The following is a 17,410-nucleotide window of genomic DNA, read 5'->3' on the forward strand; positions in this document are numbered from 1 at the left end:
GGATTGTTGAGGCTTTATGTCGTTACATGATTTAAACCATTACAAGTTTTCTGTTTAAGGCTTCAACGACAACCCACAGTATTTTTATTAAGATAAAAATGGATATAAAAAGCCAAGACTGGTTTAAAAATCTTGGCTTTAACCAGTTACAATGGGAATTAGGCAATACGATATTTTGCCTCTTCAGAAATACGCTGTAATGCCTGACGCTGTTTTTTAAAATAAGGTAAAACATGTTCGCCAAGGCGATAGGCTTCTTCTAAATGTGGATAGCCCGCCAAGAAAAACAGATCAATTCCAATACTGTTATATTCTTGAATCCGCTCGATAATCTGCGAATAACTTCCCACTAAAGCAACACCTGGTGGAATACCAATATAGCCAAAGCCTGACCAAACATTGGGATGAATAAAGAAATCATCGACGTTTTTACTGCCTGCTTTTTCACTATATTCTTTTTCAAAACTCAATACACGTGCCGATCTCAAACCTGCATGTGCAGCAGACGCATGTAAGCGTTGTTTTTCAGCAGCTTCATCCAAATAACGTTGTGCCTCTGCCAACGCTTCTTGTTCACTACGGCGTGCAATCGTATCAATGGATAAGCCGAATTTAATATTATCCCGCCCATATCTCGCAGCACGTTTGCGCACATCAGCAATCAATTCAGCAATTTCACTGGGTTTTTCAGCACGCATTAAATAATAATCAGCATGCTTCGCACCGAACTCACGAGCAGCTTCAGACGATCCTGCCGTACAAATGATCGGTAGTTCAGCTTTATTCAGAGGGTATTTTAAACCACCGCCTTCAGCAGAATAATATTTGCCCTGGTAATGGAATGATTCATTATACCAATACCCTTTCACCACATCTAAAAATTCAGTCGCACGGATATAACGGTCATCGTGCGGAGTAACATCCCCAACTTGGCGCTGAATAACCTCAGAGCCGCCGTTGATAATATTCCAGACCAAACGATTCCCTGTAGCACGCTGATACGTTGCTGCACTTTGTACTGCATTATAAGGACTAAAATGATAAGGCTGGAATGCAGTCACAAAGTTTAAACGCTTGGTTTCTCTTGCCAATAAGGAACACACTGTCCACGGTTCTTCACCTGTAGGTGCATTCACCATCAGCGCACCTGCAAAACCATTGATTTCAGCCGCACGAGCCACTTGGCTAAGATAGTCGATATAGGTAAAGTCATCACCAACTTGGTAATTCGATGTTGCACCAGTATTTTCTACACCTGCGACACGTGACCAATCACCACGATTGCGTGGATCACCTGCTAAGTACTCTGCTTCACCATGCAGTGGTAGACGGGTAAAAAATTCAATTCCCATGATGTTCTCCGTATAACTTAGAATTTAGCAGTCAAAGAAACACCAACTTGACGTGGGTTTCCATAAGTTAAAACATATTGTCCAGCGGGACCATTTGGACGGCCATGTACTTGATATTCTTCATTCAATAGATTTTTAACGTAAGCATTGACTTGGTATTTGTTATTTGCGCTATGGTAGCCAACATTGGCATTCCATAAGGTATATGCTTTTTGGCTTAAGATTGGATCTAACGAATAGTCTTGACGGTTTACGAGGAAAAACTCACGGTCACGGTAGCTGGCATCTGTACCTACAACAACACGAGCACCATCATTGAGATTAAAGGTATATTCTCCACCCAGACCGACGGTGTATTTTGGCGAACGGACTAGACTGTTGCCTGTATTATCTGCATTAACTACATTGGTTACCGGGTTTTTATCGACGAAATCGGTATATTCGCTGTCAAGATAAGCACCAGCAAAACGTAAACGTAGATTTTCAGTCACTGAATAATCTAATTCTAATTCAGCACCTTTAACTTCAGCTTTTGGTCCATTGGCGAGAACCGAGGTCACCCCACCACCTTGTCCCTCTGTTGCAACCAGTAAATTGGTTTGAATATCTTTATAGTCATAATAAAAAATATTAGCATTTGCGATTAAATCTCCGTCCAATAACGTAGATTTTAAACCGAGTTCATAACTATTTAAGTATTCAGGATTCACGTCGGCAAGTTGGGTTAAACTGCTGGATAAACCAGTGTTAAATCCACCTGAGCGGAAACCGCGTGCGAATCTAAAATAAGTATTTAAATTAGGATTAATTTCATATTCTGGGGTGATGTCATAGGTCAACTCATTCCAAGTTTTATTGCGACTTGTTGACCCATTTGCATTTGGGGTTGGGTTATAAACAGCATTGCTATAACCATCTTTTTTCCACCAACTGCCTTTTGTATAGTCTCCCGTTGTGATCTGAGTCAGATTGAGATCAATATCTTTTTCTTCACTGGTCCAACGTAAACCACCTGTCACTTTAAATTTATCTGTAAATTTATAGGTACTGTTACCAAAAAGTGCAAAGCTTTGAGTGGCTTGGTTATAGGTTATATCTCTAAATGCTGGCGTAGATGCAGTTTGAGAAGCAGCGCCATTTGGCAATGTTTTATTGACACGTGCACTGACTCCAGTGGAATCTAAATCCTCATTAAAATAATGAAATCCTGCGATCCAGCTTAAGCGTTTTTCAGCATCAGAAGCGATACGGAACTCTTGGCTATATTGACGCCATTCATTATCACTATAGCTTCGTGCGACATCATAAGGGGTGTAATCACCATCTGAAATCGACTTTTGTGTGGTCTTATCAAAGGCAGTAATCGAAGTAAAGCTATATCCGCTCCCCAAATCTCCAGTTAAGGTTAATGACGCACCATCATGCTGAATCTTATTGTTTTCATCTAAATCTAAATTGGTGTCTCGTCCTTTAGGTCTTTCATAAATACCCCAGTATTTACCCACACTTAAGGAACCATTACTGCCTAAACCATTATAAGTTTGGCTGTGTAGATTGACCAAGGCATCCCATTCATCATTGATTTTGCCTAGCACTTGGAAACGAAAAGATTTTTTATCCACGTTGCCATAATCTTCACCATTGGCAATATTCTTTGCATATCCGTCACGGTCTTCAGAGTAAAAAGCCCCGCGCACCGCAACATTTTCCGAAATTTTGCCGTTTGCAGTACCTTCAAATGTTCGCAGGTTATGATCCCCTAAACCAATGGTTGCATATCCATTGGGTTTATCTGAAAAATTAGGCTTTTTAGAAATATAATTGACTGCACCCGCAGTGGTGTTTTTCCCATAGAGCGTACCTTGTGGACCACGTAAAACTTCTATACGCTCTAAATCAAACAAGTCACCTGCACCTGCAACTGGCGCATTTAAATAAACCCCATCTGCATACACGCCAACAGGAAATACTGTCGATGCAGCCACATCTCCCGTACCTAGACCACGAATATACCAACGTGGACGACTATCCCCATCTGGGTTTTCAGCTGCAGCATTTGGTGTATAGGTTAAAACATCCCCAATAAAAGTAGAGCCTTTCGCAGCCAAGTCCTTACCCGAAACAGCAGTAATTGCAGTTGGAACTTTTTGAATATTTTGCGCCCGATATTGTGCAGTGACGATCACATCACTTAATTTTTTGACATCTTTGGCTTTTTCAACCTGTGCTTGTTGTGCTGGTGTAGTCTCGATCTCTTCATTTGCAATAGCCAGTGTTGAAACACTCGCCGTTACGCCCCACATAGCAGTTAAAATACTCTGCCTAATTTTTGTAACCTTAAACATGCTGACTCCATTTAAATAAATCTATTCTTGTTATTGGCAACTTTTGTGCCATTCCATTTATTTAAATATTTTCAAAGTGTTATATAAAAAATTATAAAAAAAATATTTATTTTTGCTGATAGATAGACATTTTTAATTGTCGTATTGTTGTTATTTCAACATTTTGCTGTTTTTTATTTTTAATGATATCTACTAAGAATAAATTTATAAAAAGCCATACAAAAGTATGGCTAATGTAATCAAAAATAAAAATCTGTTTAATTTAGAATTTATAGCTAAATTGTCCTTGTACCGTCAATGGACGCATTGGCTGTAAAAACTCGCTATTTGCACCAGCTAAACCATTTACGAAATTACGCTCATTGGTCAAATTAAGAATATTTAAGCCCACTGTCCACTGCGGTTGACGATAATAAAGTCCCAAATCTAAATTATAATTATTGGGTACCTTTACGGTCTGACTTAAATTGGTATACCAGTTACTTGTCCACCAGCCCGATAAGTTTAGCCCAAAACCTGACTGGTGCTGATAGTCCACATAAGCACTTGCAGAATATTTAGGAATGCCTGCTGCATCATAACGTCCAGCTTTGCGTTGGTTTAAAGCATTGCTATCGCCCCATACCGTCGCATTGTCTGCATGGAAACCAAAAGGTGAAAAACCAGCCGGAATAATGGAAGAATATTCAGCATTGAGATAGGTTAAGTTTGCCCCGATCGCGATATTTTTTTGTAGCTGCCAACGTAATGATGATTCAAGGCCTTTGATTTCAAAACGCGCCATATTGCCATTGGTATCAGGTGATAAATCGCGCTTCTGTTCAAAACCACTGAGCGTTAACAGAAGTTGATCAGTGATCGGCTCGTATTTCACTCCCACTTCTTTTAATTCACTTTGGCTGTCAAAAGCCAAAGGATTTAGCTGATTTCCAGCGCCCCAAATTAAAAATGGACCAAATACACCCGTATTCAAAGCTGTACTTTTATCATAAGTAAAATATAGGGTACTTTTTTCAGTAGGTTTAATAAAGGTACTGGCTTGATAGCTGAGCAAACTATATTTATTGGAATCTGAGCGGACATCTGTAGGGACTAAAACCAGTGGATTCTCTAATTTTGCTTTTATAGAACTGTGGTTAATTCCCAGATTAATCCCAAAAACATCATTAAAGGTAAAATTTTGCTGTGTAAATACGCTGTAAGTGTCCCAAAAGCCTGTTCCTGTATAAACTGCACCACCTCCATTGGGAGGAAAACCGCCTTTTTCAGCATATAAGCCATGACCCACAGGGTACATTCGAGGTAGATTTAAATAGCCAAAATACTGCGAATACTGTGGAACACCAGCCTGCCCAATCCAGCTTCCAGTCGAACCGCCATGATTGACCAACCCCAATAAATCCCCCGGGTTTTTCTGTGATGGATCATTGGTTAAATCATAAGGATTGATATTAAAACTATTGTTTGCTGCGAGAGAACTAAATTTCTCATGCCGATAAGCGCCACCTGTACTGCTTTTATTGTTGATTTTGACACCCAATAGCTCAAAGTCATGATCGCCTAAAAACTCTAAGCGGTTATCCAATAACTCATGGTCCAAATCGGTAAAGAAACTCCCAACAGAATCACCCAAATCACGACTCTTTTGATATAGCGTACTATTGGCCACAGACCAATTTTCATTGATATCTTTGACCAGTTTAAATTGTGTACTAAAGCGCTTTGCACTGTTTTTATCTTCGCTCCGACCAGAAACATCATCATCTAATTTGACTAAGCCATTGCCTGCGATTGATGGATCATAGACCCAGCCTCGAATTGTACCCGCTTGATCAGCAGTAGAACTTGGCAAAGGAGAAGTCTGTACTGGACCTACAGCAATATATTGATTTTTGTCATTCTTCTGCCGAGTTTGCCAACCAATCACTTTAGAGTGAGCTGCACCAGACTCAAAGACTGGAGACCAAAAGTTTGAACCGTTTTGAATAATCGGGGTCGCTCTGCCTTTATAGTAAAGTCCTTGATCAACGGATTGTTGTGTCGCTCTGTTCCAACCATGCGTCACATTAAAATCTGAATAATCGTCATAACTGATATTCCAGTCAACCCGTAGACTGTCATCTGGACGCCAAGCCAAAGCACCATAAAATGCATTAAAATTATTTTTTACATTGTCATAATAGTCATCTGTTCGTTGTGCTGTTGCACTGACACGAAATGCCAATTCTTTAGAAATAGGTGCAGTATGATCAATACTGACTGAGAAATTAGGCTCCGCACCTTGCCCTGCATAAATTGAACCCACTGATCCCGAAATCGTGGTTTCTGCTTTATTAAAATTCGGTTTTTTGGTGAGATAATTAATATATCCCCCTGAACCTGAGGTTGGTGCAAAAATTACCCCCGTTGGTCCTGCAACAATATCAGCAGCTTCATAGGCATTTAAATTGGTCGGATGTCGGGTACTGTATATTCGTTGGCTATCTTGAAAAACTTCGGAATTTTGCCCACGTATCTGTGGCGCGAAATTGGCATTTTGCCCACCTCCTCTGGTGATACTTGGAGCATACTTAACCAAATCATCTGCACTACGAATAACATCTTCACGAAACTGTTGTTCTGATACTTGTGAAACGACACGTGGGGTATCTAATACAGAACTATCCGTCCCATAAATCGAAGTGACTTTACGCTTGGGGAGAATGGTGGTTTTTTTATTTGCTCCTGTCACCACAACATCAGCTAAGGTAATTACATCACCATCAGAATCCTTGGCTTGCTCTGAGGTTTCTTCAGCAAAAATAGCACATGGAAAAATTGCCCCAAATAGCCCTAGCACAATCACCAGTGGCTTTAATTGAAAGTTCTGTTTCATATCACACTCAGTAAAATAAATTTACACTGCGTTACGCAAAGCCTATGCCAATCTTTAAATAGGCAAAGTTCAAATATAAAACATTGATTTTTATTACTTTTAAATAACCTTCATTGATATACAACTTTTATTCATGTTTATTTTTTCAACAGAAATGCTGAAAAAGCAACAGTGACAAAAAACACAACGCTTATAATTAATTGATAAATATTAGAAAAATATAAAAAAGAATTGGCATTCATTGTGCAATCTCCTCTGGATATGTTCTAACTGAGTATTTTTAATGACACATGAAACCTTGTTACTCTCACGTCGAAAATTTTTAACCCAGAGTCTTACTGCGCTCGGTGGCGTTTCTTTAATCAGTGGTTTATCTGCTTGTGGACAATCTCCACAACCTAGCGCTGACTCCCAAAGTTCACTTTCCAGTACCCCTAAGCATGGTGGAACAATTCGATTAGGGCTGATTGGTGGACAACAATCAGGTAGCCTTGACCCTCACCTTTCAGCATCAGGAAGTGGGATTACCCGTGGCTTTGCGATTTATAATAAGCTCTGGGAATGGGACGAAAACATGCTTCCTCGTCTTGCTTTGGCTGAATTTGCAGAACCTAATCATAATGCCAGCGAATGGACCATACGACTGCGTAAAGGTTTAGAGTTTCATCATGGTAAAACCGTCAGCGCAGATGATGTCATTTTTTCATTGCAACGATTAACAGATCCAAAGCTTGCCTCACCTTTTCGAAATCTTGTGCAATGGATTGATCGTGATCGTATCCAAAAATTAGATCAATATACAGTACGCATTCCTTTTATTAGTTCAATTGCTGGCTTTGTGGCGCTGCCTGAAACTTGGGTCAATTTTGGCGGTATTGTCCCCACTGATTTTGATCCCATTCATAACCCTGTGGGCGCAGGTCCTTATAAAGTCAAAGAATTTATCCCCGGTCAACGGTCAGTCTTTACTCGGTTTGAAAACTATTTTAAAGCAGATCGGCCTTATGCAGATCGTTTTGAAGTCATTGACTTTAAAGATCAAGTTTCTCGACTAAATGCATTATTGGCAGGACAAATTGATCTTGCAAATGCGATTTCACCTGAATACATTAAAATTTTAGAGCAAGCAAAACATATTCAAACGGTTCGTTCTCAAACCAATACCCACAATAGTTTTGACTTTAATACTCAACAGGCACCATTTAATGATCCCAAAGTCCGCCAAGCATTTCGTTTAATCGCCGATCGTCAAGAGCTGATACAACGGGGTTTAAACGGTCAGGGACGCATCGCCAATGATCTATATTCTCCACAGGATCCAGCATTTCTAAATTTGCCACAACGTCAACAAGACATTACGGAAGCCAAGAATTTATTGGCTCAAGCGGGCTTTAAAGATGGCTTAAGCGTTGAACTGATTACCCCCGTTGGCAACGCCCAACCTGCCCTGATATTTGCAGAACAAGCAAAGAAAGCCAATGTCAGTATTCGGGTCAAACAAGTTGATTTAGCTACCTTTAATGGACCTGATCGGAGTAAATGGCAATTCTCCAGTAATGCAACCAACGTGGGTACACCGTATTTATCCACTGCTGTAGTGAATGATGCGCCAATTTCAACAACCAATCGTGTCAACTTTAAAGACCCAGAATATAGTGAGCTGTTTTATAAAGCACTGGCTGAACCCGATTTAGCCAAGCGTAAAGTGTATTTGGCTCAGGCACAAAAAATTCAACATGAACGCGGTGGAATGCTGATTTGGGGTTTTAGCCATAGCATAGATGCTGCATCGAAACAGATCGGAGGATTAGCGGCAGAACACACTATTTTCCCAACGTGGCGTTTTGAGAAATTATGGAACAATCAAGCCTAAAATAAAATTTACAGAGCCTTAAAACCATCAAGCGGCTACTGTAGTCAGCGATCTTCTGACTTTTCAAGGACGAAAAGTCAATTCAGTATAGGGCTCTGATGGTACATCCCGTCTATTGCTGCCCAACACAACGACCTTAATGTTGCTGATCAAAATTGTGAATAACACATTCATTTTGTACACATTCAGTTTATAAAAATCAGGCTTATATAAATCATGCTTATACAAAGTAATAAAATTTGAACGCTGTTTTAATTTTAACTACTCATATTTTTAGGCACTAAAAAAGCTGCCGTAGCAGCTATTTCATTCAGCATCCAAAGACTACTTGGGTACGGTAATCACGGATAATTTTTCTACCCCTACTCGCTCAATACTGGCAAGTAATTTTGCAACTGTCCCATAAGGAATGGTCTCATCGGCATTTAAATTCAAAGCCAATTTAGGGTTACTGTTTTTACGTGACTGGATCTCTTTTTCAAAACTTGCCAAAGTTACTTTATCCTTGTCAAGGAAGATTTCTCCTTGCGGATTAACACTAATGACAACCGCTTTATTCTGATCCGTTGACTGCGTCGGTGCAGCCTTGGGTAAATTTACTTTCACGGTATTGGTTAACAGGGGTGCTGTAACGATAAACACGATGAGTAAAACCAGCATCACATCAACCAATGGCGTAATGTTAATTTCACTCACCACATCATCTTCTTGGGAGGTTGAAACGGCCATTATGCAAACACTCCTTTTTCTTTGACTTCTTTAGTGGATGCATCATGATTGACTACAGTATTTCCAGTGGTATTTTTTGGCTTAGCGACAGGTAACTGAAAGCCCGCTTTTTGATTTAAACTGACAAAATCAGTAGCAAAATCATCTAGGTCTGCACCGATGGTTTTAACTTTACGTATGAAATAGTTGTAAGCCAACACAGCGGGTACCGCCACAGCAATACCAATACCTGTAGCAATCAAGGCCTCACCAATTGGACCAGCAACCACATCCATACTTGCATTACCTGAATGTGCAATGGCCTGTAAAGCATGAATAATCCCAAACACGGTTCCAAATAGTCCAATGAACGGTGCGTTATTACCAATCGAAGCCAATAATGCAGAACCTTTTTCCAATTGACGACGTTCAGTTAAAATTTGCTTACGTAAATGACGCTCTAATAAATCCTGACGACTCCAACTGTTTTGCAAATCTTGATGAGTCTTTTCATCTGCCTCAATCAAGGTTTGAAAACCTGCATTTGCAACACGGGCTGTAGGGCCTTCACCTTGTTGTGATTGAGTCACTGCCTCAGGCAAATTTTTGGCTTTCCAAAATGCTTCAACAAAGACCTTACTTTGCTTGCTGGCTTTTTGTGTCTGTACCACTTTAACCACGATCAACACCCATGTGACGATGGAGAAAGCAACCAATAACCAAATTGTGCCGTCATGGATCAATGAATTTATGTCTGTCATGTAGATATCCTCTTAATTTAAAATAGTTTATTTCGGTAATTGATAATGAATTGGAACATCAACCCAACCTTCAACAGGTGTTTTACCTTTTAAGGCCGGTGAAAATTTCCATTGCTTTACTGTTCTTACAGCCGCACTGTCTAAAAGTTTTTTGCCGCTACTTTGTTTGACCGTTACGCTATCTGGGCTACCGTTTGGCAATACTTTGACCCTTAAAATCACCGAGCCTTCCCAACCACGTTCTAAGGCCTGTTCTGGGTACTCTGCTGCGGGGTTGCTTAGATAACCTGCATAACCCTTGGCTTCTGTCACAGGTAAATTGTCATCAACAGGCTTCACTGGTTCTGCTGTTTTTGGAGCAGGTTCAGTGCTCAGTTTTTTGCTTACAACAGGTTCCTCAGTTTTTTGAACTGTGTCTTGCGCAATGGGTTTTACAATCGGTTTGGCTTGCTCCACAGTTTTTTGAACAGGTTTCGGCTGTTCGATAGGTTTCGCAATCGGTTTTGGTTTTTCGACCACAGGCGGAATTTTGGTTTTTTGCGTCACTGGTGGAATTTTAGGTTCAATGACTTTAGGTGGTTCCACTGGTTTGACAATTTCAATCACCACGGGTTCTGGCTTTGCAATGTCCAAAGCTGGTGTCGGTAATTGTTTTGCGATATACCAAATACCCAAATGTGCTACAGCAACCGCAATGATCGCGATCCACAATTTATTCAATTTTGCTGGAGGTGATTGACTCACATCCAAATGATGTCGTGTAAATGGGTCTGATATGCCAGTTGCAGTTGAAGCAGATGCATATTGCCCAAATAGCAACGCCCGCTGATGGGGATTAAATATTCGTTCACTCATGGCAATTTAAACTAAAAAATAAAATACTGTATTGAAAATTGCACAAGTCATGCCAACAATATAAGCCACTAATTTTTATAAATTTAATTAAAAACACTCTTCGATTTGTCAGCAAAGCTGTTGGTTTTAAGACAGTTCTATGCTGTTGAAACAACAAGATCCCTCTGATATCTCAAAGGGATCTAAACTTATTATTTTAATTTATATCCAACCAAGGGTAAGACTTCTTCAGCAACCCGATATGCTTCTTCCAAATGTGGGTTACTGGCGAGAATAAAATGCCCAACACCAATGTCGATATATTCTTGTAAGCGCTGTGCCACTTGTTCATAGCTCCCCACTAAAATACAGTTTGGCCCACCCCTTACATTTGACATACCAGCCCAAACATTTGGACTGACAAATAAGTCTTCAAAACGATTGCCTTGTGCTAAGGCCTGCTGACGTTTTGCACCAACCGACTCAGTATCTTTACGTTCAAATGCATTGCCATCAACAGCGATGGTTTCATACATCTGTTTAAGTTCTTGAAACGCTTGTTCCTGTGTGGGGCGTGCCAAAATATCAATACGCATACCAAACTTTACCTTATGGTCTGGGGTATTTTGTGCAAGGAAGGATCGCGCCTGTTCAATCACTTTTTTCTGCTGTTCAACAGGTTCCCCCCAGGTTAAGTGGATATCGGCATGCCGACCTGCAACTTGCAGTGCCGCTGGACTTGCTCCCGCTAACCACAAACGAGGAACGTCATATTGATTCATTGGATATTTCAAACCACCTTGTTCAACATGGAAAAACTTTCCATCATAGTCAAAAGGTGCCTGATGCGAATACCCTTTTACAAACTCTAAAAATTCATTGGTTCGCGCATAGCGCTGATCATGTTCAATAAAATCACCATAGGCGCGTTGCTGTGCCCCACCGCCACCTGAGATCACGTTCCATTCAACCCGTCCCTGACTGAGACGCTGCAAACTTGCTGCCATTTGGCTTGCGTATGCAGGATGGATAAACCAAGGTTGAATCGCAATCAATAATCGGAGTCTTTTGGTTTCTCTTGCCAATGCCGATGCCAGCACCCACGGTTCTTCAGTATGTGGAAAAGCAGGAATCAATGCGCCGTGAAAACCCACGATATCTGCGGCTTTTGCTACCTGTTGTACATAATCATAGTAGGCAAACAATTCATCTTGATGTTGAGGTGCCACACGTTGAGGGGATTGTACTGCTGGGCTCAGCTGGTTCCATTCACCTCGTGTATGTAACTGATGTGCTCGACGACCATCCCCATGCACAGGGATTCTCCACAAAAATTCAACAGACATAATACTTCTCAATAATTTAAAGGTTTTACACGCTATCGTGAGTGATACAACTCATGAGCAGAAACCATGCCGTTTTTTATTCAATATTGAATTCATCTATATTGTTGTTTTATCTAAATATTATAAAAACCCAGCTAAACATGGTGTTGAAATTTCAACACTTATCCATCCAATACTGTCGGTTTCACAACATAACCTGTTTGATCCATTCAAATAACACCAATCATAAAAACATAACAAACTGATTTATATAAAATAATTATTTTGGCTTGGTTCTTGCTCTATCCCCTTATATTTCTAGATTTTTATGATGATATGCGTATTTTTTCTGGTCTTTTTTTAAGTTTTAGTCTTTTAGGATTGGTTGCTTGTGGCGTACACAAAACCGAAGATCCAAACCAAAGTAAAACCAGTCAACAACAGCTTCGTATTGCGGTTGTGGCCAATGGAACTTCTGGCGGTCTGGACTTTATTGGTGTACCACAACTTATTGCACAGGACCCCATTTTTCTAAAAGCATTAAAGCAGAAAAATATTGAATTAAAGTGGGAACCTGTAACCACTGCGGCTGTGGCCACCTTAGTCAATGAAAGCTTTATCAACAATAAAATTGATTTTGCTTTTTATGGCAATCTTCCTGCGGTAGTACTCAATGCCACTGGTGTTAGAACACAAATTGTCGTCCCTGGCGGAGTCGGTAATAATGTTTATTTGGTGGTTCCAGCGGATTCACCCATCAAAACCATTGAGGACCTCAAAGGTAAAAAGATTGCCTTACATCGTGGTCGTCCTTGGGAAATTAATTTTGCTCAATTGATACAGAGCAAAGGTTTAAAGCTTAAAGATTTTCAAATCATCAATCTCAATCCACAGGCGGGAGCTGCTGCTTTATCCGCTAAAAGCGTCGATGCATTTTTTACCTTAAGTGATGCGCTCACTTTACAAGATCGCCATCTTGGCAAAATTATTTGGTCATCGCAAAGTCTACCCGCTGACTGGAAAATGCGTGCTGAACTATGGGGACGCAAGACTTATCTGGATCAACATCCAGACACAACCCAACTACTTGCTGATGCGACAGTACGGGCAATGCAGTGGATTTCACAGCATCAAGATGAATTCCAACAAAGCCAAACCAAATTTGGTCAGCCTCTAAGTGTGATTCAACGCGAAAGTCAAAATACCAGCAGTAACTGGCAACAAGATTGGTCACCTGAGTACCAAGTGGATTTTCTTAAACAGCATTATGCAAAAGTCATCGACCATGCTGTAAAAAACCAATTGATTCAAACGCCAATCAAAGCTGAAGAGTTGCTCAATGCTCAGTTTACCAGTCAAGCCATTCAAAATTTACAAACACTTGATATTCAACATAAGCAAGGAAACTAGGTCATGAAAATCCTCGTAAATCCGCTTATCGAAAAAAAAATCGTGGCGATCAAAGCACCATTATGGAGGCGATTGTCTTCTGAGCAGGTCTATCGCTTGCTCTCATTCCTTTCACCCATCTTGGCGTTACTGGTTTGGCAATTGATTAGCTATTTACAGATTTTTCCAACCCAAATTTTAGTGCCACCTATAACGGTATGGCAGACATTTCTTGCCTTGTTGCAAAGTGGTGAACTACAACTGCATTTAAAAGATAGCCTTTCTCGACTGCTGATGGGTTTTTCAATTGCGGCCACCTGTGCGATTTTGTTTGGCATTGCCTATGCATCTCTCACCTCTTTCCGAAATTACACTTATATTTTGTTCAATATCCTTTATCAAATTCCAATCTTTGTGCTTATTCCTATTTTTATTTTGGTTTTTGGAATTGGTGAACTATTTAAAATTTTACTGATTATTAAAGCCTGTTTTTTTCCAATCGCACTCACAACAGCTGATGCTGTTAGAAATATTCCTAAAAAATATATTGAATTGGGCCAGATCTACAAACTAAAAACTCCAGCATGGTTGAGATACATCATCATCCCTTGCATCCTCCCACCATTAATCGGTGGACTGCGGATTGCTCTAGGTCGTGCTTGGTTGATTTTGGTGGCCGTTGAATTACTTGCTGCAGGCACTGGCATTGGTCAAATGATGGAGCTCGGACGACAAATGTTACGTTTAGACGTTGTCATGGTCGGAGTTTTTATTACAGGAATCATTGGTTTTGCTTTAGATAAAACTTTACGTCAGCTCGAACAATATCTTGTATCACCTGCATTGAGTTCAAGGGGGAAATAATGTCACAGCATCCACTGAACTTAAAAAGTGCTTTTGCGCAACCACTGATCTTGATCAAAGGTCTGCTGCTACCGCTCCTTTTACTGGCTTTATGGCAATACAATTCAAGTTTAGGCGCCAGTCATGCCTATGCATTTGTGCCTTTACAGAAGGTGTATTTTGCTTTTATTCAGCTGCTTGAAACAGGTGAATTATGGTTAAACACATGGGGAAGTCTTAAAAAAGCTGGACTGGGGTTTTTACTTGGCTCGACAACAGGGCTACTACTCGGTGCCTTACTTGCCTATTCAAAAATTTTAAATGCCTTGCTTTCACCATTATTTAATAGCATTCGCCAAGTACCCTTACTTGGTTTAACCCCATTGATTGCACTGTGGTTTGGCAATGGTGAGCAGGCAAAAATCTTTATTATTGCGCTTGCTTCTTTTTTCCCGATGGTGATTAACAGCTTTCAAGGGCTAAGTCATTATGACCAGAAATACAGTGAAGTCGCTCGTATTTACAAATTATCTTTTTGGCAGGAATTTAAAAAAATCCGTTTCCCTCAAGCTCTCCCATATATTTTAACGGGGTTGAATTTAGCGGTGCCTTTTACATGGATTACCACAACTGCCAGTGAGCTGTTATTCAATGCTGGTGCAGGCTTAGGCAATTTAATGATGAAAGCTGAAATCAATGCCGAAATGGATATTTTGTTGGTGTGTGCAATCACGGTCACCCTCAGCGGTATTGGCATGACGCTTTGCATTCACTTGATTTCTAAACGACTACTGCAATGGCGTGTTTAACTGAATCACCCATCTCATCAGGATATTGATATGAGCTTTTCCTTACTCTCGATTAAAAAACTCAATAAATCATTTTATCGAGATCAACAAACTTTCACAGTATTAGATGGTATTCATCTCGATATTCAGCAAGGAGAATTTATTTCTATTGTCGGAAGCAGTGGCTGTGGTAAATCGACCTTGTTGCGCTTAATTGCAGGATTAGATAAAGACTATCAAGGTGAGATTTTACTGAATCAAACACCAATACAAGGGACAGATTTAAAACGAGGTTTAATTTTTCAGGAGCACCGTCTATTGCCTTGGCTCAGTGTTTCCGAAAATATTCATTTAGCGCTCGAAGAAACCGACTTAAGCCGTGCCGAAAAAAATGCCCGTGTGGCAGAACATCTTACAATGGTGGGTTTAAAAGGTTTTGAAAATGCTTATCCACATGAGCTATCGGGTGGTATGGCGCAGCGGATAGCGATTGCACGAGGCTTGGTTAATCAGCCTGATATTTTACTTTTAGATGAACCCTTTGGTGCTTTAGATGCAATTACACGTAGCCATCTGCAAACTGAATTACAACGTATTTGGCAAGATCAAAAGATCACCATGATTCTAGTTACACATGATATAGAAGAAGCGGTTTATCTGGGTGATCGTGTGATCGTAATGTCTGCTCGACCAGGAAAAATTAAACAAATCATTCAAGTTCCTTTGACCCATCCAAGACATAAAGACAGCGAATTATTATTTAACTATCGTAATCAAGCACTCAATATGCTGGACCATAGCGCATAATGAAATCGAATATTCATCGATATAAATATTATTTAGAAAATATATTCAAGCATGATATTTATATCAACACGTTTTAAATTATTAAGGAAATATGAAATGGGTTTATCAATTTGGCATATATTATTATTTGCCGTGATCGTTATTTTATTATTTGGTACATCAAAACTTAAAAACTTAGGTAAGGATTTAGGTGGTGCAATTAAAGATTTTAAAGACTCGGTTCATTCTGATGATCAAAAACTGTCTGAAACAAATCAGCCTAAAGAAATCCATCATCTCGATTTAAATAAAGAAAAAAACACTAACCGGTGAGTACTAAATCATTATGTTCAATATCAGTTTTGGTGAACTCTTGGCTTTTGCTGTTATTGCACTGATTATATTGGGACCTGAAAAGCTCCCTCAAACATTAAGGATGGGATTACTTAAATATAGAGCCCTTAAAAATAATCTTAACAAAATCCAGCTAGAGTTAGAAAATGAACTGGAATTGCTTGAACTAAAAAGGATCATGCAAGAAGAGCTGCTCAAAATAAAACAAAACGAAGAGCTGCTCAAACAGCAGCTTGCACAAATGCAACACGAAATCCAAAGTGTACATAGCGCTGTTGCTATAGCACATCAAGCGCCCCCTTATCCCACACATGATTATGTTTATCAAATCTCTGCGCGTGAATTAAAAGTACCCTTTTTAATTTACACAACATCATCCAATATCTTGCGTGAGGATCAAGCTGCATGACCGAACAAATACTCAGTGAAACACTCACTGAAATGAAATATAGCGAACATTTAAAAGAGCTTAGAAAGCGTTTGATCTATAGCATTGCTACAGTCTTAACTATTTTTTTACTATTATTGCCCCTTGCACAACACAATTATCATTTTTTGGCTCAACCCTTAATATCCCGATTGCCTAAAAATTCAACCATGATAGCTACAGATGTGATGAGTACATTTTTAGCGCCCTTTAAACTCAATATTTATTTTGCAATTTTATTGGCGATTCCCTTTATTCTTTATCAATTCTGGCGCTTTATTGCACCTGCTCTATATCAAAGTGAAAGAAAATTTGGCATGGCGCTTGTGCTCTCCAGCATCAGTTTATTTTATCTTGGCATCTTATTTGCCTATTATTTGATTCTGCCTTTGGCGTTAAACTTCTTTGTCTTAGCTTCACCAGATAATGTTTTACCGATGACTGATATCAACAGTTATCTTGATTTCTGTCTCAAGCTTTTTCTGGCTTTTGGTATCGCCTTTCAAATCCCTGTACTCACCTACATTCTTATTTTTATTGGTATTCTTTCTATTCAACAATTGGAACATTACCGTAAACACATCATTGTTTTGTTTTTCTTTATCGCAATGTTTATTACACCTCCTGATATTTTTAGCATGCTTGCACTGGCAGTACCAATGTGGCTTTTGTTTGAACTTGGTTTATGGATCACAAAAATGACCAGCCCAAAATAAAACATCCATGGGTAAAATGGATGTTTCTATTGCA

General features: G+C 39.6%; 15 protein-coding genes. 8 read left to right on the forward strand and 7 right to left on the reverse strand.

Annotation, left to right across the window (positions count from 1 at the left end):
- Window positions 1-158 precede the first annotated feature (158 nt).
- From M2R48_RS15505 to M2R48_RS15515, 3 genes are all read right to left on the reverse strand, one after another.
- Window positions 159-1,352 carry an LLM class flavin-dependent oxidoreductase gene (locus M2R48_RS15505; RefSeq protein ID WP_151956364.1) on the reverse strand — a complete coding sequence of 398 codons (1,194 nt, stop codon included), beginning with the start codon at window positions 1,350-1,352 and terminating at the stop codon, window positions 159-161.
- Between the two features lie 17 nt (window positions 1,353-1,369).
- On the reverse strand, window positions 1,370-3,697 hold the full coding sequence (locus M2R48_RS15510; protein WP_410004165.1) for a TonB-dependent receptor: 2,328 nt from the start codon (window positions 3,695-3,697) through the stop codon (window positions 1,370-1,372).
- A 262-nt stretch (window positions 3,698-3,959) separates the two neighbouring features.
- A complete protein-coding gene (locus tag M2R48_RS15515) occupies window positions 3,960-6,572 on the reverse strand; it encodes a TonB-dependent receptor (RefSeq protein ID WP_262086656.1) in 2,613 nt (870 codons plus the stop codon).
- Between the two features lie 283 nt (window positions 6,573-6,855).
- On the opposite strand from M2R48_RS15515, the gene M2R48_RS15520 reads away from it, so the two are divergent.
- Window positions 6,856-8,445, forward strand: coding sequence for an ABC transporter substrate-binding protein (locus M2R48_RS15520; protein ID WP_151956366.1), 1,590 nt, complete (start codon window positions 6,856-6,858; stop codon window positions 8,443-8,445).
- A gap of 324 nt (window positions 8,446-8,769) precedes the next feature.
- On the opposite strand, the gene M2R48_RS15525 is transcribed toward M2R48_RS15520, so the two are convergent.
- The 4 genes from M2R48_RS15525 to M2R48_RS15540 all read right to left on the reverse strand — a co-directional run bounded on the left by M2R48_RS15525 (window position 8,770) and on the right by M2R48_RS15540 (window position 12,094).
- Complete coding sequence (locus tag M2R48_RS15525) at window positions 8,770-9,174, reverse strand: ExbD/TolR family protein (protein ID WP_004717481.1); 405 nt, start codon at window positions 9,172-9,174, stop codon at window positions 8,770-8,772.
- On the reverse strand, window positions 9,174-9,914 hold the full coding sequence (locus M2R48_RS15530; RefSeq protein ID WP_244013656.1) for a MotA/TolQ/ExbB proton channel family protein: 741 nt from the start codon (window positions 9,912-9,914) through the stop codon (window positions 9,174-9,176). Before M2R48_RS15530 ends, M2R48_RS15525 begins: the two co-directional genes overlap by 1 nt.
- A gap of 27 nt (window positions 9,915-9,941) precedes the next feature.
- On the reverse strand, window positions 9,942-10,769 hold the full coding sequence (locus tag M2R48_RS15535) for an energy transducer TonB (protein ID WP_262086657.1): 828 nt from the start codon (window positions 10,767-10,769) through the stop codon (window positions 9,942-9,944).
- Window positions 10,770-10,960: 191 nt separating this feature from the next.
- A complete protein-coding gene (locus M2R48_RS15540) occupies window positions 10,961-12,094 on the reverse strand; it encodes an LLM class flavin-dependent oxidoreductase (RefSeq protein ID WP_151956368.1) in 1,134 nt (377 codons plus the stop codon).
- A gap of 315 nt (window positions 12,095-12,409) precedes the next feature.
- On the opposite strand from M2R48_RS15540, the gene M2R48_RS15545 reads away from it, so the two are divergent.
- The 7 genes from M2R48_RS15545 to tatC all read left to right on the forward strand — a co-directional run bounded on the left by M2R48_RS15545 (window position 12,410) and on the right by tatC (window position 17,376).
- Window positions 12,410-13,483 (forward strand): ABC transporter substrate-binding protein, encoded by a 1,074-nt coding sequence (locus tag M2R48_RS15545; protein WP_056518007.1) that lies wholly within the window; start codon window positions 12,410-12,412, stop codon window positions 13,481-13,483.
- 3 nt (window positions 13,484-13,486) lie between these two features.
- Window positions 13,487-14,326 carry an ABC transporter permease gene (locus M2R48_RS15550; protein WP_004717490.1) on the forward strand — a complete coding sequence of 280 codons (840 nt, stop codon included), beginning with the start codon at window positions 13,487-13,489 and terminating at the stop codon, window positions 14,324-14,326.
- Window positions 14,326-15,114, forward strand: a complete 789-nt coding sequence (locus M2R48_RS15555) for an ABC transporter permease (protein WP_262086658.1) — start codon at window positions 14,326-14,328, stop codon at window positions 15,112-15,114. Before M2R48_RS15550 ends, M2R48_RS15555 begins: the two co-directional genes overlap by 1 nt.
- A gap of 30 nt (window positions 15,115-15,144) precedes the next feature.
- Window positions 15,145-15,900, forward strand: a complete 756-nt coding sequence (locus tag M2R48_RS15560) for an ABC transporter ATP-binding protein (protein WP_262086659.1) — start codon at window positions 15,145-15,147, stop codon at window positions 15,898-15,900.
- A gap of 96 nt (window positions 15,901-15,996) precedes the next feature.
- The gene (locus tag M2R48_RS15565; protein WP_004823388.1) at window positions 15,997-16,212 is read left to right on the forward strand and encodes a Sec-independent protein translocase subunit TatA; all 216 of its coding nucleotides are present in this window, start codon (window positions 15,997-15,999) and stop codon (window positions 16,210-16,212) included.
- 13 nt (window positions 16,213-16,225) lie between these two features.
- Entirely contained in the window at window positions 16,226-16,642 is a 417-nt protein-coding gene (gene tatB / locus M2R48_RS15570; protein WP_262086660.1) for a Sec-independent protein translocase protein TatB, read from the forward strand.
- Window positions 16,639-17,376: a twin-arginine translocase subunit TatC gene (gene tatC, locus M2R48_RS15575; RefSeq protein ID WP_262086661.1), complete on the forward strand. Its 738-nt coding sequence runs from the start codon at window positions 16,639-16,641 to the stop codon at window positions 17,374-17,376. The genes tatB and tatC overlap by 4 nt, the downstream gene beginning before the upstream one ends.
- Window positions 17,377-17,410: the final 34 nt, after the last annotated feature.

The sequence above is a fragment of the Acinetobacter sp. I-MWF genome (genome assembly GCF_025433935.1).
GTDB lineage: Bacteria > Pseudomonadota > Gammaproteobacteria > Pseudomonadales > Moraxellaceae > Acinetobacter > Acinetobacter guillouiae.